This is a genomic window from Psychroflexus maritimus (genome assembly GCF_011089875.1).
GTDB classification, from domain to species: Bacteria; Bacteroidota; Bacteroidia; order Flavobacteriales; family Flavobacteriaceae; genus Psychroflexus; species Psychroflexus maritimus.
Genome location: NZ_JAANAS010000083.1, coordinates 1 through 25,432 on the forward strand (window position 1 = coordinate 1; position 25,432 = coordinate 25,432).

21 protein-coding genes, 3 tRNA genes and 1 pseudogene are annotated in these 25,432 nt (G+C 34.8%); 8 read left to right on the plus strand and 17 right to left on the minus strand.

The window, feature by feature from the left end; genetic code table 11:
• Positions 1 to 61: 61 nt before the first annotated feature.
• Positions 62 to 1,327 carry an IS256 family transposase gene (locus G7034_RS09820; protein ID WP_166400790.1) on the plus strand — a complete coding sequence of 422 codons (1,266 nt, stop codon included), beginning with the start codon at positions 62 to 64 and terminating at the stop codon, positions 1,325 to 1,327.
• Positions 1,245 to 1,484, plus strand: a complete 240-nt coding sequence (locus G7034_RS12110) for a PIN domain-containing protein (protein ID WP_394351940.1) — start codon at positions 1,245 to 1,247, stop codon at positions 1,482 to 1,484. The genes G7034_RS09820 and G7034_RS12110 overlap by 83 nt, the downstream gene beginning before the upstream one ends.
• Before the next feature lie 150 nt (positions 1,485 to 1,634).
• Here G7034_RS12110 and G7034_RS11925 read toward each other — a convergent pair.
• The 3 genes and pseudogenes from G7034_RS11925 to G7034_RS09835 all read right to left on the minus strand — a co-directional run.
• A pseudogene (locus G7034_RS11925) lies at positions 1,635 to 1,817 on the minus strand (type II toxin-antitoxin system RelE/ParE family toxin); the annotation flags it as partial.
• Between the two features lie 136 nt (positions 1,818 to 1,953).
• A complete protein-coding gene (locus G7034_RS09830) occupies positions 1,954 to 2,118 on the minus strand; it encodes a hypothetical protein (RefSeq protein ID WP_187349891.1) in 165 nt (54 codons plus the stop codon).
• A 472-nt stretch (positions 2,119 to 2,590) separates the two neighbouring features.
• Positions 2,591 to 2,663 (minus strand) — tRNA-Gln (locus tag G7034_RS09835).
• Between the two features lie 205 nt (positions 2,664 to 2,868).
• Here G7034_RS09835 and G7034_RS09840 point away from each other — a divergent pair.
• Together G7034_RS09840 and G7034_RS09845 are read left to right on the plus strand one after the other, a co-directional pair.
• A complete protein-coding gene (locus G7034_RS09840) occupies positions 2,869 to 6,195 on the plus strand; it encodes a glycosyltransferase family 117 protein (RefSeq protein WP_166400791.1) in 3,327 nt (1,108 codons plus the stop codon).
• Positions 6,196 to 6,197: 2 nt separating this feature from the next.
• Complete coding sequence (locus tag G7034_RS09845) at positions 6,198 to 6,836, plus strand: polysaccharide deacetylase family protein (RefSeq protein WP_187349892.1); 639 nt, start codon at positions 6,198 to 6,200, stop codon at positions 6,834 to 6,836.
• A gap of 2 nt (positions 6,837 to 6,838) precedes the next feature.
• Here the strand turns inward: G7034_RS09845 and G7034_RS09850 are convergent, their stop codons facing one another.
• From G7034_RS09850 to ileS, 3 genes are all read right to left on the minus strand, one after another.
• A complete protein-coding gene (locus G7034_RS09850; RefSeq protein WP_166400792.1) occupies positions 6,839 to 7,135 on the minus strand; it encodes a thioredoxin family protein in 297 nt (98 codons plus the stop codon).
• 582 nt (positions 7,136 to 7,717) lie between these two features.
• Positions 7,718 to 8,101 (minus strand): TraR/DksA family transcriptional regulator, encoded by a 384-nt coding sequence (locus tag G7034_RS09855; protein WP_166400793.1) that lies wholly within the window; start codon positions 8,099 to 8,101, stop codon positions 7,718 to 7,720.
• Positions 8,101 to 11,913: an isoleucine--tRNA ligase gene (gene ileS / locus G7034_RS09860; RefSeq protein WP_166400794.1), complete on the minus strand. Its 3,813-nt coding sequence runs from the start codon at positions 11,911 to 11,913 to the stop codon at positions 8,101 to 8,103. The genes G7034_RS09855 and ileS overlap by 1 nt, the downstream gene beginning before the upstream one ends.
• 381 nt (positions 11,914 to 12,294) lie before the next feature.
• Here ileS and rnpA point away from each other — a divergent pair, with 381 nt between their 5' ends.
• The gene (gene rnpA, locus G7034_RS09865; RefSeq protein WP_166400795.1) at positions 12,295 to 12,660 is read left to right on the plus strand and encodes a ribonuclease P protein component; all 366 of its coding nucleotides are present in this window, start codon (positions 12,295 to 12,297) and stop codon (positions 12,658 to 12,660) included.
• Positions 12,661 to 12,862: 202 nt separating this feature from the next.
• Here rnpA and G7034_RS09870 read toward each other — a convergent pair whose 3' ends face one another.
• The 6 genes from G7034_RS09870 to G7034_RS09895 are packed head-to-tail and all read right to left on the minus strand — an operon-like array spanning position 12,863 to position 18,325.
• Positions 12,863 to 14,149 carry a hemolysin family protein gene (locus G7034_RS09870; protein WP_166400796.1) on the minus strand — a complete coding sequence of 429 codons (1,287 nt, stop codon included), beginning with the start codon at positions 14,147 to 14,149 and terminating at the stop codon, positions 12,863 to 12,865.
• A gap of 3 nt (positions 14,150 to 14,152) precedes the next feature.
• Positions 14,153 to 14,356 carry an LPXTG cell wall anchor domain-containing protein gene (locus tag G7034_RS09875; protein ID WP_166400797.1) on the minus strand — a complete coding sequence of 68 codons (204 nt, stop codon included), beginning with the start codon at positions 14,354 to 14,356 and terminating at the stop codon, positions 14,153 to 14,155.
• Complete coding sequence (gene lptC, locus G7034_RS09880; RefSeq protein ID WP_166400798.1) at positions 14,349 to 14,906, minus strand: LPS export ABC transporter periplasmic protein LptC; 558 nt, start codon at positions 14,904 to 14,906, stop codon at positions 14,349 to 14,351. The genes G7034_RS09875 and lptC overlap by 8 nt, the downstream gene beginning before the upstream one ends.
• A gap of 31 nt (positions 14,907 to 14,937) precedes the next feature.
• Positions 14,938 to 16,314, minus strand: a complete 1,377-nt coding sequence (locus tag G7034_RS09885; protein ID WP_166400799.1) for a hypothetical protein — start codon at positions 16,312 to 16,314, stop codon at positions 14,938 to 14,940.
• 26 nt (positions 16,315 to 16,340) lie between these two features.
• Complete coding sequence (locus G7034_RS09890; protein ID WP_166400800.1) at positions 16,341 to 17,591, minus strand: lipid outer membrane transport protein FadL-like protein; 1,251 nt, start codon at positions 17,589 to 17,591, stop codon at positions 16,341 to 16,343.
• The gene (locus G7034_RS09895) at positions 17,591 to 18,325 is read right to left on the minus strand and encodes a type III pantothenate kinase (RefSeq protein ID WP_166400801.1); all 735 of its coding nucleotides are present in this window, start codon (positions 18,323 to 18,325) and stop codon (positions 17,591 to 17,593) included. The genes G7034_RS09890 and G7034_RS09895 overlap by 1 nt, the downstream gene beginning before the upstream one ends.
• Before the next feature lie 85 nt (positions 18,326 to 18,410).
• On the opposite strand from G7034_RS09895, the gene G7034_RS09900 reads away from it, so the two are divergent.
• Together G7034_RS09900 and G7034_RS09905 are read left to right on the plus strand one after the other, a co-directional pair.
• Positions 18,411 to 18,486: transfer RNA gene (locus G7034_RS09900), tRNA-Phe, on the plus strand.
• 286 nt (positions 18,487 to 18,772) lie between these two features.
• Positions 18,773 to 19,216: a hypothetical protein gene (locus G7034_RS09905; RefSeq protein ID WP_166400802.1), complete on the plus strand. Its 444-nt coding sequence runs from the start codon at positions 18,773 to 18,775 to the stop codon at positions 19,214 to 19,216.
• A 94-nt stretch (positions 19,217 to 19,310) separates the two neighbouring features.
• Here the strand turns inward: G7034_RS09905 and G7034_RS09910 are convergent, their stop codons facing one another.
• Positions 19,311 to 19,910 carry a Uma2 family endonuclease gene (locus G7034_RS09910; RefSeq protein ID WP_166400803.1) on the minus strand — a complete coding sequence of 200 codons (600 nt, stop codon included), beginning with the start codon at positions 19,908 to 19,910 and terminating at the stop codon, positions 19,311 to 19,313.
• A gap of 366 nt (positions 19,911 to 20,276) precedes the next feature.
• Positions 20,277 to 21,677, minus strand: a complete 1,401-nt coding sequence (locus tag G7034_RS09915) for a dipeptidase (protein WP_166400804.1) — start codon at positions 21,675 to 21,677, stop codon at positions 20,277 to 20,279.
• A 103-nt stretch (positions 21,678 to 21,780) separates the two neighbouring features.
• On the opposite strand from G7034_RS09915, the gene G7034_RS09920 reads away from it, so the two are divergent.
• Positions 21,781 to 21,862, plus strand: a tRNA-Leu gene (locus tag G7034_RS09920).
• Positions 21,863 to 22,064: 202 nt separating this feature from the next.
• Here G7034_RS09920 and G7034_RS09925 read toward each other — a convergent pair.
• From G7034_RS09925 to G7034_RS09935, 3 genes are all read right to left on the minus strand, one after another.
• Complete coding sequence (locus tag G7034_RS09925) at positions 22,065 to 22,250, minus strand: hypothetical protein (protein ID WP_166400805.1); 186 nt, start codon at positions 22,248 to 22,250, stop codon at positions 22,065 to 22,067.
• A gap of 459 nt (positions 22,251 to 22,709) precedes the next feature.
• The gene (gene rfbB, locus G7034_RS09930; RefSeq protein ID WP_166400806.1) at positions 22,710 to 23,717 is read right to left on the minus strand and encodes a dTDP-glucose 4,6-dehydratase; all 1,008 of its coding nucleotides are present in this window, start codon (positions 23,715 to 23,717) and stop codon (positions 22,710 to 22,712) included.
• A 14-nt stretch (positions 23,718 to 23,731) separates the two neighbouring features.
• Entirely contained in the window at positions 23,732 to 25,408 is a 1,677-nt protein-coding gene (locus tag G7034_RS09935) for a DUF6909 family protein (RefSeq protein ID WP_166400807.1), read from the minus strand.
• Positions 25,409 to 25,432 lie beyond the last annotated feature (24 nt).

Below are 25,432 nucleotides of genomic sequence, written 5' to 3' on the forward strand. Positions count from 1 at the left end.
AGGGTGTAATTTGAACTCTGTCTAAAATTTATTAAATTAAACCTTTAAAATTTAGATAGAGATGAAAAAAGTAGAACAATCCGAATTAGAACAAAAAATATTAGACCAATTTTTGTCAGGCAAAAATTTATTTGGAGAAGACGGAGCTTTGGCTCCCTTATTAAAAAATGTTTTAGACAAGGCTTTACAAGCCGAGATGGAGAACCATTTGAATGAATCAGAGCGAAGCTCTGGCAACAAGCGCAACGGACTAAAAACTAAAACAGTAAAGAGTAGTTTGGGTAATTTTGAATTAGAAGTACCCCAAGATCGTAACAGTAACTTTGAACCTGAAATAGTGAAGAAACGTCAAACTGTTTTAGCTGATCAATTAGCCGATAAAATTATTGGTTTATATGGTTTAGGTATGAGTTACAGAGACATCTCTTCTCACATTAAAGAGATGTATGATACAGAGGTATCGCATAGTGTTTTAAGTCAGATTACCGATAGAATAATACCTGAGATTAAACGATGGCAAAATCGTCCTTTAGAATCGATGTACTGCATTGTTTGGTTAGATGCAATGCACTACAAAGTAAAAGTGGATGGACTCATAAAGAGCAAAGCTCTTTATAACGTGCTTGGAGTAAACAAAAATGGCTACAAAGAAGTTTTAGGTATTTATTTATCCGAGAGTGAAGGAGCTAACTTCTGGTTAAGTGTTTTAACAGATTTAAATAATCGTGGATTACAGGATATTTTAATTGCTTGTACAGACAACCTAAAAGGCTTTAGTGAAGCTATTTTAAGTGTATTTCCAAAGACTGAAATACAGAAACGTGTTATACATCAGATTAGAAATTCCCTAAAGTACATAGCCTCTAAAGACAAAAAAGACTTTATGAAAGACCTGAAAGAGGTCTATAGAGCAGATACCAAGGATTTAGCAGAAGAAGCTTTAAAAGCACTCGAAGAGAAGTGGGTACAGAAATACCCTTTAGTGATAGAAAGCTGGAAAAACAACTGGGAAGAACTCAGTACCTATTTTCAATATACTAAGCCAATACGTAAGCTTATTTACACGACAAACACCGTAGAGGGTTATCATCGCCAAGTAAGAAAAGTAACAAAAACAAAAGATGCATTCCCAACTGATATGGCTCTTCTAAAGATAGTTTACTTAGCTACAATGAATATACAAAAAAAGTGGAAAGCACCACTGCACAATTGGAGTTTGACGATTCAACAATTATATATTAAATTTGGCAACAGAATCCCATTGGATTTGGAACTTCGTTCTGGAGGGGCTAGCCCCTCCAGAACGAAAAAATCGGACAGAGTTTAAATTACACTCCCCTATAAAAATCAGAAAAGTATATAATCTAAAGCTTCCTGATAGTATTATCATATCTACAGCTTTATATTTAGATTTACCCATAATTACATCCGATGTTGAATTCAAAAAAGTAAATGAACTTTCTTTGATTCATTACGAAAATTAATCCCACCCTACTACAAAAAAGAAGATTTCCCTGATTTGGAGTATCTTTGGGGGGAAGAGGAGTAGGCATTAAAAACATACTTTTATTCCATACTACGCTGCACCTTCCTATTAGCAATAAAAGCATCAATAACGGAGAAGATATGATTTGTTATTCAGGTACAAATTCCAACAATTCTTTGAGTTCTTTGTTTGTTAGGCTGTCTTTATCAGATTTGTCGTAAATGGTGAGCAAATACACGGTAGTATCAGCTATAACGATATTGGTAATCACCCTTGCGTCGCCACTTTTACCTTTGCCTTTAGAAGCAATAGCCAGTCGTATTTTGTAGCAGTTTTTATCAAGATCAGTTCCTTGTTAAGGATTTTCTTTTAGGCTGTTAATTAGCTGTATATATTCCGTTTTAAGCGATGGATATTTTTTAGCTAATTTCTTTAAGTTTTTTTCAAACTTAGGAATACTTTTAACACTATAATTCATTGATTAAATCTTCAGCATTACGAGCTTCTAACTTACCTTCTCGCACCAATTTTAACTCTTCAACAGCATCCTTAATATCTTCTATCAAATCAGCTTTTGCATTAGAGATTTGAGTTGCTTTTTTTACAAAAGAAAAGTTTTTTAGCACTTCCAAAAAGAAAGATGCTTTATTGTCTTGTATTTCTAGTAATAGTTTGATTTTACACGTGTAAATTATGTTTTAGTATTGTAGAGTTTTATCTCTTTCAGATTTTTCAAGTTGATTGTCCTTTTTTCTGTTATTTAGTACATGGTTTACTACGGTCAATTTCTTTACCCTGATAATCTGTTGTAAATCATTACTTTTTTACCTTCAGCAAAGTTACAAAATTAATATAAACCGCGATTACCTGCCTTCCTTCTTTCGCCTTGGTGAGGCAGGTTCACAGTTTATTAATATTTTTTTTTTTTTGGCGGTTAACTTCCTAATAATAAAATCATATTTTGTTATTATTCGAGAATCCCCTGTTCTGTAATTTAATTCATTGAAATCAATTAAAACAGAAACGGAACCCGTTTTAGAAAAACTTAAATTTGAGTAAATAAAAAAAATCGAACTCTAATTAAGAATTCGATTTTAAATTATGTTGGCCTACTAGGGCTCGAACCTAGACTCTTCTGGACCAAAACCAGACGTGTTGCCAGTTACACCATAGGCCAATTGCTGTTTGCGGGTGCAAATATAAAATATAAAAATAGATTAGCAAAAAAATAATTCGTTTTTATAAAAAATATTTTAAGTATTAATCGGTTAGCTATAAATCAATAAAAAAACCAACTTTTATGCTTTATTTCAAAAAAATAGGAACCCCTCAATACAATATTTATCCCTATTTTCGCTTTTTATATAATAAAACTAAATCAAATGCCTCAACTTACTTTTAGGACTTGGAATAAACTATTAGGATGCTTTGCTTTTTTGGTGGCTTTAGTCACTTATTGGTCAACCGTTGAACCAACTGCTAGTTTCTGGGATGCGGGTGAATATATTTCAACCGCTGCCAAACTTCAAGTAGGCCACCCGCCTGGTGCGCCTTTATACCAAATCTTTGGTGCTGCTTTTTCTACTTTTGCTTTTGAAGCTTCTCAAGTAGCACTTATGGTCAATCTAATGTCGGTTTTTTCTAGTGCTTTCGCAATTTTATTCCTGTTTTGGTCAATAACTCTACTCTTCAGAAAATTTATTCCCAATTTAGATGAAGCAGAAACGAGCACTAAAATAGCCGTTTTATCTAGTAGTTTAATTGGTGCGCTTACGTTTACCTTTACCGATAGCTTTTGGTTTTCTGCAGTGGAAGCAGAGGTTTACGCCATGGCCGCCTGCATTATGGCCGCTATGTTTTACCTAGCTCTATTGTGGGAAAGAGACATGCATAAACCTAGAGGTCATCGTTGGGTGGTGCTTATTGCTTTTTTAGTAGGTCTTTCATTTGGGGTTCATTTTATGGGACTTCTTACCATACCCGCTATTGGGTTTTTATATTATTTCAAAAACACCAAAAAAGTAACTATCAAAAACTTCATTATAGCTAATTTTATTGTGGTTGGAGTGTTGATGTTTATTTTCAAATTACTGCTTCCTTACACCATGACCTTTTTTGCTGAAATGGAATTGTTTTTTGTGAACACTTTGCGACTTCCATTTAATTCAGGAACTATTACCGCAGGACTATTACTTATCGGCCTTTTTGCTTACTTACTTTATTATACTAGACAAAAAAAGTACTTTCAACTGAATACTTTAGTTTTAAGTATATTATTTATTTTGATAGGATTTTCAAGTTGGATTATGCTTCCTATTCGAGCCAATGCAGGTACCGTAATCAATGAAAACGACCCCAATAATGCACGCGAATTACTGGCTTATTATAATCGTGAACAGTATCCGGAAACTAAACTTTTTTACGGCCCTCAGTTTACCGATATGTTTGCTGGTTTAGACGCTGTTAATCCCTTTAAAGACGATAAGCCAAAATACGAAAAAGACGAAGCAAATAATAAGTACATCATTGTTAACGATTATAAAAATGCAAAACAAAACTCTGATGCAGCCCATAATACCATTCTACCACGAATGTGGTCTAATGAACATGCACACAATTATTTGATGTACACCGGCCCATTAGAGGTAAAGCCATTACCCGAATATGCTGATAATCCTGAAATACTTGGTATGTTGAATGATTTAGAGCAACGACTAAGACAAGGAGCAGTAGATTACCAAGAATATATTGGTTACTTGAAAGAACTTTCTCCCTATGTTGAAGTTAAAAAACCAGGTTATGCTTCTAACCTTAATTACCTCTTGGATTTTCAAATTGGTTATATGTATTGGCGCTATTTCTTCTGGAATTATATAGGAAAACAAGATGATATTCAAGGAAAGAAAAACGACTTACATGGTAATTGGATTTCTGGGATTGACTTTATTGATGAAATGCGTTTGGGTAACCAAAGTGAGTTAACTTCAGATGCTAAAAATAACCCAGGAAGAAATACCTATTACTTTTTACCTTTTATTCTAGGACTACTTGGTTTGTTATTTCATATTCAAAAAGATAAATCTACTTTTTGGGTGCTAACTGTATTTTTCTTATTCACAGGAATTGCGCTGAAAATTTACTTAAATGAACGTCCTTTTGAGCCGCGTGAACGCGATTACGCCCTGGTGGGTTCATTTTATGTGTTCGCCATGTGGATCGGTTTTGGCGTTTATGCACTTTTTGATACTTTAAAAAAGTACGTTACACCAAAAATTGTTGCCCCGGCTGTAGGGGCCTTGTGTTTGTTTGCTGTTCCTATTTTGATGGCGACAGAAAATTGGGATGATCACGATCGCTCTGGAAGAACATCGGCTTTGGCTATGGCAAAAAAATACCTCGATTCGGTTGATGAAGACGCTATTGTTTTTACCATTGGCGATAATGATACTTTTGCCCTCTGGTATGCTCAAGAAATTGAAGGCTACCGAACCGATGTGAGAATTATTAATACCAGTCTTTTTGCAACCGATTGGTATATTGATCAAATGCGCAGAAAAGCTTATGAAAGCGATCCGGTTAAAACAACTTTGGAACATCCTCAATATGCTTATGGTACCAATGACTTTGTTTGGTATCAAGAGGATCCACGAATTAAGGACACCATGGATATCAAGCAATGGATGAAATACATTAAAAGCGATAACCAAACAACGAAAGCAGAGTTGCAAAGCGGACAGGTGATTAATACCTTTCCCGCTAAAACACTTCGAATTCCTGTTGATCAAGAACAAGTTTTAAAATCAGGAATTGTAAAAGAAGAGGATGCTGATTTAATTGAAGATGAACTTTTCCTAACTATAGGCAGCTCAATTGTAGGTAAAAATAGATTGATGATGTTAGATTTATTAGCCAATAATAATTGGGAACGTCCAATTTATTTTACGGGTGGAAGTTTTGGTGATGAGGATTACCTATGGCTGAAAGATTATCTGCAAATGGATGGTGTAGTTTATCAGTTAGTGCCTATAAAAACACCAATTAACCCAAGAATTCCTTTTGATATGGGAAGGGTTGATGCAGATAAGAATTTTGAGATTATGACGAACTGGTGGTGGGGAAGTAGTGGTAATCCAGATGTATATCACGATCCAGAAACACGTAAAAACTCAATCACTTACCGAAGTAATATGGGAAGGCTTTTAGAAGCCTTGCTTCAAGAAGAGGACAAAAAAAGAGCTAAAGTGATTATAGATTTGGCGGTTGAAAAAATGCCAGTCAACTCCTTTGGCTATTATACCTTAGTAGAACCATTTATTTCTGGTTATTACGAAGTTGAAGAAAAAGAAAAAGCGCGTGAACTTTGGCAAGAAGTAGTTGCTAAATACCAAGAAAAATTAACTTTTTTTGCTAGTTTAGACCGCCAAAGACAAAATCAATATGGCGAGGATTTAGTAACTGAAATTGAACGTTATAGAGGATTTGTGGATATTTTGATTATTTATGATGATGAAGAATATGCCAAAAAAGAAGCCGAAGTATTTAATTCGTATGTTTCTTTATTTGACCACTTTGCAGAATCTGATGATGATTTAGACGAAAGTTTGCTGGAAGAAATCATGGAGGAAGATATTGATGATTCTCTTGAGGATGCAAAAATACCTTCTGAAGCTGACTTTGAGTTAAATAATCAGGAATTAGAGTTAAAGTAAGTATGCCTAACATAATTCCAATTAAATCGCCTGCTTGGTGGAAAAAGCTTATGCCTAAAAGGAGGTGGAACTTTTCAGATACTGAGCAAAGTATCTACTTAACTTTTGATGACGGTCCTATTCCTGAAGTCACCCCTTGGGTCCTTGATTGCTTAAAAGAATATCAGGCCAAAGCTACGTTCTTTTGCATTGGAAATAATATAGAAAAGCATCCTGAATTATTTAGTCGCATTATTGAAGAGGGGCACTCGGTAGGAAACCATACACAAAACCACCTCAATGCTTGGAAAACAAAAACTGAATTATACTTGACCAACATTCAATATGCGCAAGAAACTTTTTATCATCATAAATCCTTTACTAAATTATTTAGACCTCCTTACGGAAGATTGAAGAGAAAACAAGAGGAGGTTTTGTTGGCTAAAGGTTTTGATATTATTATGTGGAGTGTATTAAGTAAAGATTACAATCAGAAAGTGACTCCCGAACAGTGTCTTAAAAACATAGTAGAAAACCTTGTTTCTGGAGATATTGTAGTTATGCACGACAGTAAAAAAGCCCAAAAAAACCTCATGTATAGTTTGCCAAAAATGCTTGAACATTTTAGCAAAGAAGGCTATGTTTTTAAGAAAATTAGTTAAAATTATTGACTTTGTTCTAGATGTAGAATCAAATCATTAGCATTTAAAACCCCACTTTTACGCCACACCATTTCGCCATTGACGTAGATGATATGCGTGGGAATAGTTTTGATACGTAAAGCCTCTGCCAAATCCTGATTTTTGTCTAAATCAATTTTAATCACTTTAGCTTTATCTCCAATCGCAGCGGCTACATCTTTTAAGATAGGATGCATTCGCTTGGACTCGTCGTCCCATTCTGTGTAGAAATTTAACAAAACAGGAATATTAATATCAATTAACTGGCCAAATTTTGACATATCCAAATATATTAGTTAGTTAAAGATAGTCAATTTTTGTTGCTTAGAATAGTTTTAATATAAATTTAATGTCTAATAACCTGAGTTCGATCATAATCACAAAGTCAAAATCAATAAGGATATTCAGTTACAAGGCAATTTTTTGAAGGATAGCCTTAGCTATCGTGATAAAAATTAACGCAGTAAATGGATGTTCTTATTGAACGAAATAGAGTAATCAGTTTTAAACAGCAATCTACGTTACTTTTTTACTCCGCAATATCCAGATATTTCGTCTTAAAAAAGTTTGTATCTTACTATTTAAAACAGTTTTGACAAAGTGAGAATAATCGAACTCAGGTTAATACGCTTCGTGTCTTGAGTTTACTCAAAAAAAAAATTTGACTTTTTATCCTTTATTTCGTAGCAAAAAATTAAGCTTTAGTCAGGATGGATGCTTGTTTGAAAAAAAATCTATCATTAAATGAAGTTAATAGAAGTAGAAATGAATATACGAAGTTACCGATTTAGACAAGAAAGCAAATCTTACTCGCTTAAATCGGTATTTGATTAAAAGGTTATTTCTTAACTAGGTACTAGTTGCTAACCTTGTTGGTTTTTAGCTTCAATACTTAGTGTTGCATGAGGAACTAGTTTTAATCGTTCTTTATTGATTAATTTTCCTGTAACTCTGCACACCCCGTAAGTTTTATTCTCTATTCTAATCAAGGCGTTTTTTAAGTCTCTAATAAACTTTCCTTGACGTATAGCTAAAGCAGAATTAGCTTCTTTACTTAAAGTGTTGCTGCCATCGTCAAAAGACTTAAACGTAGGTGCTGTGTCTTCTGTATCATTAGCACTCCCGTTTTTAAAAGCTTCTTGATAAAGGTTTAATTGCTTTTCAGCTTTTACAATTTTATCTTCGATGAGCGCTTTAAATTCAGCTAATTCTTCATCGCTATACCTAACTTTTGTAGTGGTGTTCATTATTCAGTTTTTTTAATTTTGAGAACTGTTTTTAAATTGTCAAATTCAATTTCAACTCCCTGATTAATATCGGTTTCAAATGTAAGGCTTGAAGTTAAAGTTTCTTGTCTTATGTAGGTTAAATTTTTGTTTACTGCAGCCTCAATTTTTGGATTAGACTGCATGGTAATTTCAACTTGATCGGTAACTTCAAATCCGCTATCTTTTCTCAAGTTTTGTATTCTATTTACTAGTTCTCTTGCTATTCCTTCATGAATTAACTCATCGTTTAAGCTCACATCTAAAGCAACGGTTAATCCATTTCCGCTAGCTACCAGCCAACCTTCAATATCTTGAGAAGTAATTTCTACATCCGATTTGGAAATATACTGCTTTTCGTCTAGTAAATCAATTTCTAAGCCACCATTTTTTTCAATCTGAGCTATTTCGTTCTCACCAAATTGTTGAATGGCTTGTACGGCTTGTTTCATGTTTTTTCCAAACCTTGGCCCTAAGGTTTTAAAATTAGGCTTAATATCTTTCACTAGAATTCCTGAAGTATCATCTAAAAATTCGATTTCTTTTACATTCACTTCAGATTTAATCAAGTTAGCCACAGCCGCAATTTCTTCTCTAATGCTTTCGTCTAACACAGGAATCATAATTCGTTGAAGCGGTTGTCTTACTTTGATTTTTTCTTTTTTCCTTAGCGAAAGAGTTAAGGAAGAAATTTGTTGAGCTTTTTGCATCTTACGCTCTAAAACTTCATCAATTAATTCTTTATTTACTGTTGGGAAGTAACTTAAATGAACGCTTTCATGCTCTTCATGAGCAGTAGCATTTGTTAAATCTTTATATAATTTTTCTGCAAAAAATGGAGCTACTGGTGCTATTAATTGAGCTACGGTTTTTAAACAAGTAAATAATGTTTGATAGGCCGAAATTTTATCCTGCTTATAGTCACCTTTCCAGAATCTTCTTCTGCTTAAGCGCACATACCAGTTGCTTAAGTTTTCTTGAACAAAATCTGAAATTGCTCTTGTCGCTCGGGTGGGTTCATATTCGCTGTAAAAATGATCTACATTACCCACTAAAGTATTTAATTCAGAAAGAATCCAACGATCTATTTCTGGACGTTCTTTGTTGGCTATTTCAGCTTCAGCGTAGGAAAATTCATCAATATTAGCGTAAAGACTAAAAAAGGAATAAGTATTGTATAAAGTTCCGAAGAATTTTCTTTGTACTTCGGCAATTCCTTCTAAATCAAATTTTAAATTATCCCATGGATTGGCATTGCTAATCATGTACCAGCGCGTGGCATCTGGACCATAATCGTTTAAGGTTTTGAATGGATCTACTGCATTGCCCAAGCGTTTGGACATTTTTTGTCCGTTTTTATCTAGGACAAGTCCGTTGGATACCACATTTTTGTAAGCAACATCATCAAAAATCAACGTAGCAATGGCGTGGAGCGTGTAAAACCAACCTCTTGTTTGATCAACACCTTCGGCAATGAAGTCGGCGGAGAGGCCCCCTAACCCCCCAAGGGGGAATTTTCTCAACGCTTCCTCAATTTTTTGTAGAACTTTGTCAATATCACCAATAATTTCATCATTGGTAAACCTAATCACACTGAAGCCAAATTTTTCTTTCAGAAATTGAGTTCTAAACTCATCACTCTCCTTCACTTCTGGATTCTTATGGTAGCCACCATCCACTTCAACAACGAGTTTTTGACCTAAACAAACAAAATCTACTATATATTCATCAATGATATGTTGTCTCCTGAATTTAAAACCTCCTAATTGCTTTCCTCGTAATTGTTCCCAAAGAATACTTTCAGCTTCGGTAGGCTTTTTTTTGTGCTTTTCAGCGTTTTCTTTTAATCTATTGTAAGAAGATTTTCTTGCTGTTTGGTAGCCGAGAGTGTCGACTCCCCCTCCTTTGGAGGGGGCTGGGGGGAGGCTGAACGGATAATGCCATTGTGCGTAGGGCATACTTCCTGAATCAAACCAAACATCGATCAAATCGGCTTCACGATACATGGGTTGCCCACTTTCACTCACTAAAATAATTTGATCAACTACATTTTTATGTAAATCAATTCGGTCATAATTTTCATCGCTTAAATTACCTACCTCAAAAGTTTCATAAGGGTCTTTCTCCATTAGTCCAGCTTCTATGGAACGAGAAATTTCGTATTTTAATTCTTCTACGGAACCAATGATCATTTCTTCTTTTCCATTTTCTGTTCGCCAGATTGGCAAAGGTATTCCCCAGTATCTTGAGCGGGATAAATTCCAATCATTGGCATTGGCTAACCAGTTGCCAAACCTACCTTCGCCAGTAGATTTAGGTTTCCAGTTGATGGTTTTATTAAGCTCATGCATACGCTCTTTCACCTCGGTTACTTTAATGAACCAAGAATCTAGCGGGTAATACAGAATAGGCTTGTCCGTACGCCAACAGTTAGGATAGGAGTGAACGTATTTTTCGACTTTAAAAGCACGATTTTCTTCTTTTAATTGGATGGCGATTTCTACATCCACCGATTTTTCTGGAGCTTCGCCTTCTGGATAATATTCATTTTTTACAAATTTACCTCCATGTTTACCTACTTCAGGTCTAAATTTACCTTGCAAGTCAACCAACGGAACTAAATTTCCATTTTCATCTTTGACTAACATTCCAGGAACTTCGGGAGTAGCTTGTTTAGCTACAAGCGCATCATCCGCACCAAAAGTTGGCGCTGTGTGTACAATTCCTGTACCATCTTCGGTAGTTACAAAATCACCTGCAATAACGCGGAAAGCATTTTCAGGATGATGATAAGGTTGAGCGTATGGAAGTAGTTGTTCGTATTTTATTCCGACTAAATCTTTACCGATAGTTTCATGAACAATTCGGTAAGGAATTTTTTTATCTTCTTTTTGATAAGCTTCTATTTCTTCCTTAGTTTCAACCGCTTTAAATTTCTTACTGAACTGCTTTTTTACTAGGGCTTCAGCAAGCATTACATGGATAGGTTTATACGTATATTGGTTGTAGGTTTCTACCACTACATACTTGATTTTTGAGCCTACAGTAAGCGCTGTGTTACTTGGAAGCGTCCAGGGAGTTGTAGTCCACGCCAATAAAAATAAGTTTTCAAAAGCTTGTAAACCTGATGGCAGACTTTCTTTAACTGTTTTAAATTGCGCAGTGACTGTAGTATCGGTAACGTCTTGGTAAGTTCCAGGTTGGTTTAACTCATGCGAACTCAAACCTGTACCTGCTTTTGGTGAATAAGGCTGAATGGTATATCCTTTGTAAATGAGGCCCTTTTTGTAAATTTGGGACAACAACCACCAAACGCTTTCCATGTATTTGGATTTGTAGGTGATGTAGGGATTTTCCATATCTACCCAATACCCCATTTTTCCGGTGAGGTTATTCCATACATCGGTATATTTCATCACCGCTTTTTTACAAGCTTGGTTGTATGCTTCAATAGAAATTTTCGTACCAATATCCTCTTTGGTAATCCCCAGTTCTTTTTCAACGCCTAATTCAACCGGCAAGCCGTGGGTGTCCCAACCTGCTTTACGATTAACTTTGTAGCCTTTTTGGGTTTTGTATCTGCAAAAAATATCTTTAATACTTCTTGCCATTACGTGGTGAATACCAGGCATTCCGTTAGCCGATGGTGGGCCTTCAAAAAACACAAAATCTTCTGCATCATTCCGGGTAGTAATACTTTTTTGGAAGATTTGTTCTTCTTTCCAAAAAGCTAATACTTCATCTGCTATTTGGGGTAGGTTTAAACCTTTATGTTCTGGAAATTTCTTTGCCATTTTTACTGGATTTCAAAAGATGTGCGAAATTAAGTATTTTTTGCTAATAGCCTAATTATTAAAGCCTGAAAAATTGAATTCAGATTTTTCATTATTTTAACCTGTGGTGAGTTATTTAGACTAGATTGATTTTGAAGTTAGTCCTATTTTTTGAGCTAAATATCCTTTCTCTGCAAGGATTTCACAATCAGACATTTGATTTTTTATGCCTTTAAATTTTTTAAAATTCAATACAATGAACTTCTTTTTTGCAGTTTGTATAACTTTTTTTTAGGCGGAGTTGTTAATTAATAATTAGGTTTTTCAGATTAGCTAAATTTTAATTGTTATCGGCAAAATTTTAGCCCTAAGTATTTTTGTATATTTGCAATAAAACAAGGCTTGAAATTTACTTTTCCTAAATCAGAAAAATTAACCCATAAGAAACGAATTGCTTATTTGTTTAGTCAAGGAGAATCAATGAAAGTTTTTCCTTTGCGGGTGTTGTTTTTGGAGAATGATTTGCCTGAACACCGAGTACTGATTAGTGTACCTAAAAGGCGACATAAAACTGCGGTGGCCAGAAATCGCATTAAACGATTAATGAGAGAGGCTTATCGAAAAAATCAACACCTAATCAAAAACGGAACTACGCATTTTGATTTGGTATTGATTTACTTGGCTTCAGAAGAACTTAGCCACCAAGCCATTGAAGCATCGATAAATAAAATAATTGATAAGTTAGCTAATTCAAAACCATCAACTTAAATTCACATTCTACGGTAGCCTTTTGTTTTCAATTCTACTTGAGTAGGTTCAATTGAAGTACTTTTCCAACTGTGGTCCTTTCCACATTTTTATAGTCTTCAAATTGCATTTCTAACATTTCGGCGTTAGAAATTTTTAATCCCTAGCAGTTGTAATTTAATAATTGTATAACTAGTAATTTGAATAGGCTGCTTGACTAGAGTTAGTCTTTTTTAATCTTCAGTTCAACCAAGTTAAGTCGTCTATTGGAAGCCTCCTTCACCTTAAAGTGTAAGTCGCCAATTTTTATATAATCATCTTTTTCTAGGATATCTTCGCTATGGTGGACTATCAATCCGCTTAGGGTTTCATACTGATCACTTTCAGGCAAATCAATTTTGTATTTTTCGTTGATGTAATCTACTTCCAATCGTGCAGAAAATAAGTAATGCTGCTCAGAGATTTTCTTTTCGGTTAACATCACGGGGTCGTGTTCATCTTCAATTTCGCCAAAAAGCTCTTCAACAATATCTTCTACGGTCATAATTCCGCTTGTTCCTCCGTATTCGTCTATTACCACAGAGATACTTTTTTTCTTTCTTATTAGCGTATTTAGGGCATCTTTAATGAGCAGGGTTTCTGGAACAAAAACAACAGGAATTAAAATTTCTTTTATTTTTTTAGGTCGTTTAAACATATCAAACGAATGCACATAACCAATAATATTGTCCTTATTTTCTTTATAAACCAGTATTTTAGAGTACCCAGTTTGAGTAAATAATTGGATGACGTTTGCAATTTTTTCTTTTACTTCAACAGCTACAACTTCATTTCTTGGCACCATGGCTTCTCTAGCTTTCACTTCTGAAAATTCTAGTGCATTTTGAAAAAACTGAATTTCAGAATCTACTTCATCTTCTTCACTAATATCTTCCATTTGTTCAGTAATGTAATCACCAAGTTCAACTTTAGTGAATGAAAGCTGAATTTTATCGCCTTCAATATTGAAAAATTTAATGAGTAAAACATCAGAAATCCACATTACAAAGAGGGCTAATGGATGGAAAAGTTGGTAGAATAAATAAGCGGGTAGTGCTAAAAACCGAATTAATTTGTTGGCATAAATTTGAAAGAACACCTTTGGAAAGAACTCTGCAGTAAATAGAATAATAAAGGTAGAAATTAGCGTTTGACTAAGAATTTTAGCATCCGATATAAAGAAATTAATTACTGTATTTTGAACAGGAAGTAGGCTTTCAAAAAAAGTAATAATCACTTCTCCCATAATCAAGCCGTAAATGACTAAAGCAATATTGTTTCCTATGAGCATTGAAGCAATAAACTTAGAGGGTTTAGAAGTAAGTTTATTTAAGAGGGTTGAAATAAAGCTTTTTTGCTTTTTTTCAATTTCAATATACACTTTATTTGCAGAAATATAAGCAATTTCCATACCTGAGAAAAAGGCAGAAAAAAGGAGTGAAAGTAATATAATAAGGCTTTGGTTTTCCATAAATTAACCGCCTCGTTTTTTTCTATAATTTCGCCTAAAGAAAAACATAAATATAGCAGCTAATGCCAATCCTACAAAAATATACGCATTGTTATTTTCCTCTTTAAAAGCTAGGTAGGCTTCAATTATAAATAGAATAGCTATACCAATGTAAGCAATTTCAAAAAATTTTAAAAACTTTGGGGGTGTAGGTTGTTTTTTACTCATCGATGTATTGTTTACCACTATTTGTTCTGGAGTTGAAGTTATCAAAATTATCGTTAGCATCAAAACCTTCTCCCTTATTTATGGCTCCATTAGGCATTTGAATTTCATAACTTACGTCTGTAAATATCCAATTAGCGTTTTGGTCAAAGTAAATTTGATTTGATTTGAGCACCGTTGAATCTGAGGTAACAATAACCACATTATCTCTTAAGTCTATGAGTTCATCTTTTTCATATACCACGGCAAAGTCGGCAACAATTGTGTTTTTTGTAGAGTCATCGTCAAAAACATCAACCTCTACACCCGCTGGAAATTTTCTGTAAGGATAATCAAAATGTGTATAATCAAGCATAATAGGTCCTCTAATATTGGCTTTCACACGACCGCTATCGGTGTAAAATAAATTAAAGTTTTTCGCTTCAGATTGTGGGTCAGTAATTTCCTGTTCAAGCATTCTTACTTCATTTAGATTGCCATCACAAGAAAAAAACATTGTTGCCCAAAAAAGGACAACAATGCTAGTTATAGTTTTATGTATGGTTTTGTTCATTATACTAGGCAATTATTGCCTAAATTACAAATTATAAATTAGGAACCAAAACAGATTCATTAATCCAACAGGAGTTAAAGCTAATTTTTTCTCCACCCGTGTAATTTTTTTGGAATACATCAGATTTTTTAGGGGCTCTAGCGCTATAGCTTTTTACTGCTTGCTGGGCATTACTTTTTAGCTTTGGCGATACTCTTCCTGCTTTAGACGCATATTCTGCAGCTAACCAATATACGGCTTGTTTATTGAAGGTATCTGTTCCACAATCATTAGCGCTTTTGGCGTACATTTCTGCTATTTTCAAGTAAGCTATACCAAGAGAGGGCTGATTTTGTAATGCTTTTTTATAATAGGTTCTAGCATTTGAAAAGCTACCCATATCTTTATATGTGTTGGCAATTTTATACAGTACTTTAGCTTTATCTGCTTGGTTTTCTTCTAGTTCTGCAGATTCTTTAAAATATTTCATGGCCTGATTCACTTCTTTTTTATCAAAAGACAACTGACCTAGGTAAAGTGCAGATTTAGCAGAAGGTTCTAGTTGATGCTGTTGAGCTACAACTTGTACAAAGAAATCGGTGTCTGTACATTCTTTTTTAAATAATCTATCTGCGGCATTATTAATCCAATCGATGTTATTTTTGTTCTCTTCATAATCTTTTTCAAAAATTGGAATTAAGTTTTCACAATCTGCTCGGCTTCCAATAACCTTATCTACACTGTTTCTAATTACATCATAATTTTTAAGACGTAATTCAGCATTTTTTAGTTTTCTTGATTGCGTAGAAGTAAGTTTTTCTTGTTTATCTTGTTTTTCAATAAGTGGTTTAGCCACAATAGCTTGTTGATTTTCAAGTTCTTCTAAGTGGGCTTGAATTTCATCGTATTTTTCAAAAACCTCTTGCAAGTTAACTTCTCCTTGGTCTAATAAGTTAACCATTTGAAGGAAGTAAGTGTATATAGACTTTGGATTAGTGAAATTTTCTTGATCTTCTGTCCAGGCTTCATCAAAAATCATAAACTGCTCTTTTTCTTCCCCAATATTATGGTCATTCATCATTTGAGCAATACCAGGTAAAATATCGCCTTTATCAGATCTAGACTTAAAAAATTTTAACCTAGCTTTTTCGTTTGCAATAAAGCGTTTAGCTAAAGCTAATTGTTTAGTTTCGTCTGCTTCAGCTTTGATTAAAGCTTTAAACATAATTTTTCCGTATTGGTAAGTTACCATAGAAAAATCCTCACAATGTGCTAAAAGATTGTTGTAGTTTTCTAAGGCTTCTTCGTAGTTTTTCACCTTTGCAGATTCTGCGTAAAGCGAAAGCTCAGTTTGACAATCGTAGTCTTCTTGGGCAAAAGCAAAAAAGCTTATTAATAAGGAAAGAAATGAAAATAAATTAGTTTTCATAGCAATAAATGTATTTGATTTTATTATTAATTATATTTTTTCTCAATGAACCAACGATCATTAAAGGTGAAGTTTAAGAAAAAGCTAAAGAAGTTTTCTTGAACTAAATTATTAGAAGTTGTTCCTCTTTGACCATACTCTAGACCTAAGTTAGCGTTAGTGAAAAAGGAACCTCCTGGAATACCTACTCCAAAAGATATGCCAAACTCTTCTATGTTTTGTCCGTTAATGTTTAAACCAGTTTCCTCAAAGCGCAATCCAGCTCGATAAACAAACCTTTTATAGAATCGTTTTTGGTTGGGTTCGTCATACCTAGGGATGTAAAAGCCACCTAACCTAAATTTATTAGAAGCCACATAAGAAGCATTTTCTGTATTATTAAAAGTTAGTGCATCAAAATTAGATTGGCCTTCTCTTACATAATCTAGTCCAACATACCAACTAGTTTCTTTACCCACACCAATTCCTAAAGTTAATAAGTCGGGAAGTTCAACATCAAAATTAGCATCGCCAAAACTCAATTCATTGACAACAATTTCGCTGTTATTATTTCCAAATCTAACGGCAGCAATAGTTCTGTTGTTATCTACATTAATGGTAGCAGCAGGCACGTAATTAAAAGAAGTTCTTATTCTTACTTTGTTTTTAAGAGGAATGTCATACATCGCTCCAAAATTGTATGAAAGCCCGCTAAATTGATTAATGTTTAAATCTCTTGTTGAATATTGAACGTTGTTCAAAATAATGAGCGCTTTATTTTCTGAATTTCCAAAACGATAGTTAAGTGATGCCCCAATATTTAAGTTTTTAAAAGGCTGAACACCGTAGGCAAGTCTAAACGAATTAAGCCCTCCACGCCCTTCAAATTCATTTAGTTGCTCATCGCCTAGCGCACTAATTTTATAACCTACCGTAGTTTCAGGAATTAACTCTGCACCAAAGCCTCCAATTTTGGTTGGAAGACCAAGCGCAAAATAATCAACCGAGGTAATATTGAATTGGTCACTAGAATTGTTGTCTTTGTAATTTACACTTTCAACGCTAATTGCTCCTGTAAATGCCACCGCTTTAAGGCTACCGTAAGCAGCAGGATTCCTTAGGTTGAGGTGAATACTATCTGAGTAATTACTAATTCCGCCCATCGATCTATTCTCAACAGTACCTTTAAAATTATTGCTTCCAAGACCGTAAAATGAATAAGGAGAATTAAGCCCCTGCTGTGCAAAAGCAAAGCTACCAATTACAAGTAAAATACAGGTTATAAACTTTTTAAACATTAGTTTGTGTTCTGTTCTAAAATATGATTCAATCCTTTTAATTGAAAATTTGAATTTGCAAATATGCTATTTTTTAATCGCCCAGCCAACAAATTTGCGTCTCCTCCACATAATATTACTGTTAAATCATGAAACTGCCTACGGTATTGTCTTACAAACCCTTGTATTTCATAAATAATACCCTCAAAAACACCTATGCTTAAAGCATTTTCTGTAGAATTTCCAATACTTTTAAATCTGTGGGCTTTTGCGTCCTTTTTTATTAACGGCAAATTTTCTGTAAAATTATTCATTGATTGAAATCGCATTTTAATTCCTGGCGAAATTGCTCCTCCATGGTAACAATTTTTAGAATCAATAAAGTCGTAAGTTATACAAGTCCCCAAGTCAATAACGAGTACATTTTGGAGAGGAAAGTCAACTGATGCAGCGGCCACAAGCGCTTTTCGATCTAATCCTAAAGTCTTGGGGGTAGTGTAGTTACTAATAAAAGGAACTTTTGAAGATGGTGAAAAAACATGTAATTGAGTTTTTTCTTTTAGCAAGTTAATCCATTTTTGATCAATTTTGCCCGAAGCTGAAACAATTGACTTATAAATTGAATCATACTTAGAAAAAATGAAATTTAATTCATCTTCTACCTCTTCTTTAAGAACGGCATTAACATACTTGTTCTCAGCTGAAAACACCCCTAGTTTAACGCGTGTGTTGCCGACATCTATAGCTATATTCATGGGGTAAAATTACAAAAATCAAATTTTTATAGCTTTTATTTTGGTAAATAAATAAATGAAATTATATTTGCACCCGCAAACAACGGGTGCCTTAGCTCAGTTGGTAGAGCAAAGGACTGAAAATCCTTGTGTCCCTGGTTCGATTCCTGGAGGCACCACCAAGTTGTAAAACCGCTTTCTTTTGAAAGCGGTTTTTTTTTGAAGAGATGCAGTTTATGATTTGTTTCAAAAAAGTTGAATCACCCTTATATTCTGTTGTTGTCCGATTGTGTTTTGCGGTATAAATTCATCTTTCAGCCTTTGATAATTTTCCTATTTTTTCGATTATTTATACAAAAGAATGCATTTTTACGTTAGTTGATGTATAATTAAGTCATTTGAGCCTATTTGGAGACTTACTTGTATCAAGTTTTTAAAATTAATTACTTGTCACGTAAAACACTTATAATGAAGACTATTACTCTTTGTTTGAATCCAATTAACCTAAACGCTTTGAGTAGAAAAGCAATTTTGTTTTTGGTAATTTCTTTCAGTTTGATAGCTTGTTCTAGTGATGATGTTTTTATAATTGAGGATGCTTCTTTAGGTGTAAATGTTCGAGTTACTAATGTAAGTGATTTTGATTTTGAAGACATTATAGTAAATGCTTCAACAAACAACGCTAATGTTAATTTCAATATTGAGAATTTAGACGTTGGAGAGACAACCGATTATAGAAACTTTGCTGAAGTTTTTCCTTACCCTTGGGCTAGCTTAGTGTTAGATGGAGAAACTTTAGTTTGGCATGGATATACAACTGGTTTAGACGTTCCCTATTTTGAAGGAAGCTTTACGTGCTTTATAGATATTATAGATGGTCATAACCAAGAAAAAAGTCTCTTGGTTTTTTAATTAGTGATGATTAATTTGAATTTTAATAAAAAAACAGCTTGTCTTTCAACGACAACAGGTCATTCTGGTTTTTTTTGAAATGCAACCCTAAACTTTAATATTCAAACACACTTACCATAGGGATTTGTAGTTCTGGAAATAATTTTGATGTAATAGTTTCTTCCTTCTCTTCAAGGGTTTCAAATTCTTCGTATTTATCGTTCTCCAAATGAAAAATCTGTAAAGACCTACCTTCTGGATTTACCAGCCAGTATTCTTTTACTTTGTTTTCTTCGTATAAATTGAATTTTTCATAATAATCCTTTTTCATGGTTGAAGGAGAAAGGACTTCAATAATTAAATCGGGTGCGCCAATGCAACCTCGATCATCCAATTTTTCAGGATCGCATATTACTGAAATGTCGGGTTGAACTACCGTAGTAATTTCGTGGTCAGACTGTCCTTTATTTTTAATCAGTCGAACATCAAAAGGTGACTGGTAAACTTCGCATTTTTTGTGCTCAAAATATCTCCATAATTGAGAGGATAATGAAGTTTCAATTCTTTGATGTGTTCTTCTAGGTGCTGGACTCATCTTATAAACCCAACCTTTAATTAATTCCAAACGTTCATTAAATCGCCAAGTCAGGTAATCGGCATAAGTGTAGGTTTTGTTTAAATCTAATTGCGAAAAATCTGTTACCTTAGGTTTCATGAGAAAATCTTTTGAGCTTTTCAAAAATAAGCAATTTATTTTTATTCAATAAACTAATTAGAAGCAGCTTCTATAGACTACTCTCCGCCTTAGGGATTGTAGTGAAAAACCCGTAACCTACAAAGGCTTAGTTATACCAGTTATTATTTGAAATTACTGGAAAAGAAAACGATGATTTCAATTGATAAATTGTATTTTTTGCTTAATGAAGAGCGACCCGTAGGAAGCTCCTGAACAAGATAAAATAACTTACCTTTGTATAGCGGATTTGAAACGAAAAGCCCGACCTCAACACTAATTTTTAGTTATGTAGAAAATGTTGAATGTTGAGGTAAGGCCATTAAAATAGGAACAAAAAAGCTTATTTTAGTTTTTCTCTTTTAAATATAACTCCGTGAAATGCTTGTAGAAAAACGGAATGGTTTCTATGCCTTTAAGGTAATTCCATATTCCAAAATGTTCGTTGGGGGAGTGGATGGCATCAGTGTTTAGGCCAAAGCCCATCAAAATGGTTTTGCTGCTGAGGTAGTGTTCAAACATAGAAACAATGGGAATGCTTCCGCCGCTTCGTTGAGGAATAGCCGATTTGCCAAAAGTTTCTTGAAAAGCGTTGTCGGCAGCTTGGTATTCAATGCCGTCTATGGGCGTAACATAGGCCTGTCCGCCGTGATGAGGTTTCACTTTTACGTGAACGCCTTTAGGAGCAATGCTTTCAAAGTGTTTTTGAAAAAGTTCTGTAATTTCTTTCCAATCCTGGTTAGGCACCAAACGCATGGAAATTTTAGCATAAGCTTTGCTAGGGAGAACGGTTTTTGCGCCTTCACCAATGTAACCACCCCACATTCCATTGACGTCTAGTGTGGGTCTGATGGAGTTTCTCTCGTTAGTGGTGTAGCCTTTTTCTCCGTGAATATCGGGAATTTTGATGTGGTCTTTATAGTCGTCTAAATCAAATGGAGCTTCAGCCATTTTAGCACGCTCTTTTGGGGTGAGTTCTTCAACTTTGTCGTAAAATCCAGGAATAGTGATTTTGTTGTTTTCATCTTGCAAAGAAGCAATCATTTTTGATAAAATATTCAACGGATTTGCCACTGCACCGCCGTAAAGCCCAGAGTGTAAATCGCGATTGGGTCCTGTAATTTCTACTTCAACGTAGCTAAGTCCGCGCAATCCTGTGGTAATAGAAGGAACGTCTTTGCTAATCATTCCAGTATCGGAAATTAGGATAACATCATTTTCTAAGCGTTTTTGATTGCGTTCTAGAAACCAACCTAAACTCTCGCTGCCTACTTCTTCTTCGCCTTCAATCATGAATTTGATGTTACAAGGAAGCTGATTGGTTTTTGTCATAAGCTCAAGCGCCTTCACATGCATATACATTTGACCTTTATCATCACAGGCACCACGTGCAAAAATGGCACCTTCTGGGTGGATTTTTGTTTTTTTGATCACGGGTTCAAAGGCAGGCGAATCCCATAAGTTGATAGGGTCGGGCGGTTGCACATCATAATGTCCATACACCAAAACGGTAGGTAAATTAGGGTCGATAATCTTTTCGCCATACACAATGGGATAACCGGGAGTTTCGCAAATTTCTACTTGTTCACAGCCGGCTTCAAGTAATCTTTTTTCAACCTCGTTTGCCGTGCGTAAAACCTCTTTTTTGTAGGTTGAATCGGCAGAAACAGAAGGTATTTTTAGCAGTTCAATAAGTTCATCTATAAAGCGTTGTTGGTGTTGGTTGATGTATTCTTTTACGTTATTCATGAGTTGTATTTGATTTAAAAACGACAAGATAAGAATTTTTGATTTTTTTTCTAATGCTTTTGTTTGTTTTATCTAATCTTTAATTATATTTGCACTCGCAAAAGCGAGCGTGGTGGAATTGGTAGACACGCTAGACTTAGGATCTAGTGCTTCACGGCGTGAGAGTTCGAGTCTCTCCGCTCGCACAATGTATAAAGGCTAAATGATTGTTGTAAATCGTTTAGCTTTTTTTGTTGATGAATTATTGTTTTTAGAGAGGCGAGAAGTTTATGCTGAGCGGCGTCGAAGTAAGTCTCTCCGCTCGCACTTTTTAAAAGGCTAAATGATTGTTGTAAATCGTTTAGCTTTTTTTGTTGATGAATTTTTGTTTTTGGAGAGGCGAGAAGTTTATGCTGAGCGGCGTCGAAGTAAGTCTCTCCGCTCGCACAATATATAAAGGCTAAATGATTGTTGTAAATCGTTTAGCTTTTTTTGTTGATGAATTTTTGTTTTTGGAGAGGCGATTGAATGTTTTATTGTAGAGGCGTTTGAATCAAACGCCTCTACAATAAAATACGGTATTATCTTTTGCATGGATACTTTTTTCTTTCCCTTGTCGGTCAAGAAAAAAACTCGAACTGAAATTTGGTTTCATAACAGTAAGATTCCGGATAAATTTCTTAGGAAATTTTCCGGAATGACAGTTCAATGAGGATGGGGAAATTTTCTGGAATGACAAGTTAATGAGGGTGAAGGAAAATTTTTGCGGTAAGACAGTTCAATGAGGATGAGGAAATTTTCCGGAATGACAGTTCAATGAGGATGGGGGATTTTCCAGAATGACAGGTCAATGAGGGTGAAGGAAAATTTTTGCGGTAAGACAGTTCAATGAGGAGCTTTTGTAACACCAAGGAACGAGGTGTCCCATCCTGCTAATCACGCCCTGCTCATAAAAGCCTCCCCATCGGGGAGATTTAGAGGGACTCTTCCCCTCCCCTTTGGGGAGGGTTAAGGTGGGGCTTTTAGGGGATGGGCTTTTAGGAATGGGTTTTTTTAATACTTCTCTAAATAGTAACTTATGGTTTTTTCTATGCCTGTTTCAAAATTTTCTGCGGCTTTCCAGCCTAGCTCTTGTTCTAATTTTGAAGCATCTATAGCGTATCTTTGGTCATGTCCTGGGCGGTCTTCAACAAAACTGATTTGAGATTTATAAGATGCTTTTGCTGGTAGAGGTTTTATTTGGTCTAATATAGAACAAATTTTTTCTGCAATATAACTATTTGTTCGTTCGTTCCTTCCGCCAATATTATAAGTTTCTCCTAGTCTTCCTTTTTGAAAAACAAGTTCTATTCCTTTGCAGTGGTCTAAAACAAACAACCAATCTCTTATGTTTTGTCCATCTCCGTAAATGGGTATGTTTTCTCCCTTCACTGCTTTCCTAATTATGGTTGGAATCAACTTTTCGTCATGCTGACATGGTCCATAATTATTAGAACAATTGGTGGTGACCACTGGTAGTTGGTAAGTGTGGTAATAGCTTCTCACTAAAAAATCGGAAGCAGCTTTACTTGCGCTATACGGACTGTTTGGTGCGTAAGGAGTTTCTTCAGTAAACAATCCTTCCTTGCCTAAACTGCCGTAAACTTCATCGGTAGAAACGTGAAGAAAACGTGCATTTTGATAGGTTTCTTTTAACTGATTGGGGCCATTCATCCATAATTCATAAGCCGCATGAAGCAAATTAAATGTTCCGTTGACATTGGTTTCTACAAAAGCTTGTGGGTTATGAATAGAATTATCTACGTGTGATTCGGCAGCAAAATGCACCACTTTTTGAAACTTGTATTTTTTAAATAATTCTGAAATAAATTCCTTGTCGCGGATATCTCCTTTTACAAAAGTGTAATTTGAATGTCCATCTACTTCTATATGATTTAGGTTAGCAGCATAAGTTAGTGCATCTAAATTGATATAGTGATATTCTTTAGATAGAGGAACCCTGTGGTTTAAATAGTTAGCGCCTATAAATCCTGCTCCTCCGGTGACTAATGCATAGTTCATTTGTTTAGTTTTAATTAGTTGATGATTTGTTTTAGTATTTGTTGTGTAATTAAATAAGTGGGTTTAACTCCTGTAGTTCCAAGCCCTCCTGAAGCTAATGTACTTCCTGTTTCTAGTGGATTATCACTAGCGTAGTAGGCATATCTTACCTTGATTTCTTCTTTTACGTTTCTTCTAATTCTTGAAGATGCTTGAATGGCTTTTTGGTAGTGTGCTCCTTCCATTTCTAGTCCTATGGTGCTCCATGAAGATTTATGGAAAAATTCAAGAATGTCTTTATTTTGTAGCGAAGTTCCTAAAACGCTTACCATAGCGCCAGAAAAAACGCGTAATCCGTGACCTTCAAAATCTTCTTTTTTTAGTTCGTTTTTAAAAGGGTAGTTGTCGGCTGTCCCTTCAAATAAGTGAGCATCTGGAATCATTAAATCGCCTTTTCCGCCTTCAAGAATTCCAGCTTTTCCCATAATTGAAATGGAATCAAAATCCAAGTAGATTTTTCTACCGTTTTTTTGGTGTGGTTTAAGCAATTCATCTAAGGTTTCATAGGCTTGTTCACCGAAGGCATAATCCATTACTACAAGTACTTCGTTTGGGTGATCCTTTACGTTAAAAAGGCAATTGGAGTTAGGCACTTTTGATAAGTCGAATAGCTGTACATTAATGTTGGTTCCGCTTTTGTCTTGAATAAAAGTCATTCCGTTATTAAGGGCAAAATCTTCAACTTTTTTTCTCAGCTGAAGGTTTTTACTATCGCTTAAAGCTTCATAAGTGGGTAACATGTTGTTTTCATCAGCTTCTTTATTAAGTGCTGGTTTAGCGTAAAGCGTGTTCATAACCGAATGCATGTTTGCGCTAATAATATGTAATTTTTTATCTAATAATTTTTTTTCGGCTAAGGCCATTTTAATATTTTCTGCCCAAACCTCTCCATGTATATGATGACCTAATCGTTCTCTAAGTACGGGGCTAAAAGAAATAATTCGCTTTTTGTTTTGAGTTTCTTCTAAAATGGCAAGTTTACCTAAGTGATAAATGATTTCTAAAAAACGATCTGGACGTTGGGTAGTAGCAAAATTTGTATAAATGCTATGCACTTCTTTAAAGGTTCTTCCTAAGATAGTAGCCACATGGGTAATAGCGATGTCTTTTTGCTGGCTGCTAAGTTTATGTGCTTGTTTTACAGCTTCTTCTAGTTTTTCCCAGTCCCTGCTTAAATGGCCATCTTCATTGAGAAGAACACGTTTCATTATTTTATGCGACTCCATAAACATGAAAGTTAGATGGGTTAGGATATCGTAAATTTCTGACCTTCCGCGTGTAATTTCAATGTTCATTTGTTCCTCATCAATGCGGTAACAATTTCTTCTTCGCTTTGGCGGAATAATGGGTTTAAAGTGAGAGGAGGAGTAGCCTTCATCAGAAGTAAGGTTGATGTAGGTACATTCTTCAATACCCATGGGAAGACGTTCTATAATGTATAAAAGTCCGTTGAGTTCAACTTTATCTTCGGCAATTGAGCCATAAATTTCTGGGCTTAAGGTTAGTAAGGATTGCCTTAATGTTTCTCCAGAAACTCCCATAGGTTTATAAAAACCACGAATAAACAAGTGCCTCATGGTAATGTAAATGCGTTCAATGGCATTAGTGCTTTCACGGGCTCTGGTTCTTTTTACGTCTTCAATTTTTTTCATTTAAATAAGGCTTGATTATTTTTG

Excerpts from the sequence above, each read along its gene's own strand:
- G7034_RS09820 (WP_166400790.1), top strand. The coding sequence starts at position 62 with ATGAAAAAAGTAGAACAATCCGAATTAGAACAAAAAATATTAGACCAA.
- G7034_RS09840 (WP_166400791.1), top strand. The coding sequence starts at position 2,869 with ATGCCTCAACTTACTTTTAGGACTTGGAATAAACTATTAGGATGCTTT.
- G7034_RS09845 (WP_187349892.1), top strand. The coding sequence starts at position 6,198 with ATGCCTAACATAATTCCAATTAAATCGCCTGCTTGGTGGAAAAAGCTT.
- G7034_RS09850 (WP_166400792.1), bottom strand. The coding sequence starts at position 7,135 with ATGTCAAAATTTGGCCAGTTAATTGATATTAATATTCCTGTTTTGTTA.
- G7034_RS09855 (WP_166400793.1), bottom strand. The coding sequence starts at position 8,101 with ATGAACACCACTACAAAAGTTAGGTATAGCGATGAAGAATTAGCTGAA.
- ileS (WP_166400794.1), bottom strand. The coding sequence starts at position 11,913 with ATGGCAAAGAAATTTCCAGAACATAAAGGTTTAAACCTACCCCAAATA.
- G7034_RS09870 (WP_166400796.1), bottom strand. The coding sequence starts at position 14,149 with ATGGAAAACCAAAGCCTTATTATATTACTTTCACTCCTTTTTTCTGCC.
- G7034_RS09875 (WP_166400797.1), bottom strand. The coding sequence starts at position 14,356 with ATGAGTAAAAAACAACCTACACCCCCAAAGTTTTTAAAATTTTTTGAA.
- lptC (WP_166400798.1), bottom strand. The coding sequence starts at position 14,906 with ATGAACAAAACCATACATAAAACTATAACTAGCATTGTTGTCCTTTTT.
- G7034_RS09885 (WP_166400799.1), bottom strand. The coding sequence starts at position 16,314 with ATGAAAACTAATTTATTTTCATTTCTTTCCTTATTAATAAGCTTTTTT.
- G7034_RS09890 (WP_166400800.1), bottom strand. The coding sequence starts at position 17,591 with ATGTTTAAAAAGTTTATAACCTGTATTTTACTTGTAATTGGTAGCTTT.
- G7034_RS09895 (WP_166400801.1), bottom strand. The coding sequence starts at position 18,325 with ATGAATATAGCTATAGATGTCGGCAACACACGCGTTAAACTAGGGGTG.
- G7034_RS09905 (WP_166400802.1), top strand. The coding sequence starts at position 18,773 with ATGAAGACTATTACTCTTTGTTTGAATCCAATTAACCTAAACGCTTTG.
- G7034_RS09910 (WP_166400803.1), bottom strand. The coding sequence starts at position 19,910 with ATGAAACCTAAGGTAACAGATTTTTCGCAATTAGATTTAAACAAAACC.
- G7034_RS09915 (WP_166400804.1), bottom strand. The coding sequence starts at position 21,677 with ATGAATAACGTAAAAGAATACATCAACCAACACCAACAACGCTTTATA.
- G7034_RS09925 (WP_166400805.1), bottom strand. The coding sequence starts at position 22,250 with ATGCAAAAGATAATACCGTATTTTATTGTAGAGGCGTTTGATTCAAAC.
- rfbB (WP_166400806.1), bottom strand. The coding sequence starts at position 23,717 with ATGAACTATGCATTAGTCACCGGAGGAGCAGGATTTATAGGCGCTAAC.
- G7034_RS09935 (WP_166400807.1), bottom strand. The coding sequence starts at position 25,408 with ATGAAAAAAATTGAAGACGTAAAAAGAACCAGAGCCCGTGAAAGCACT.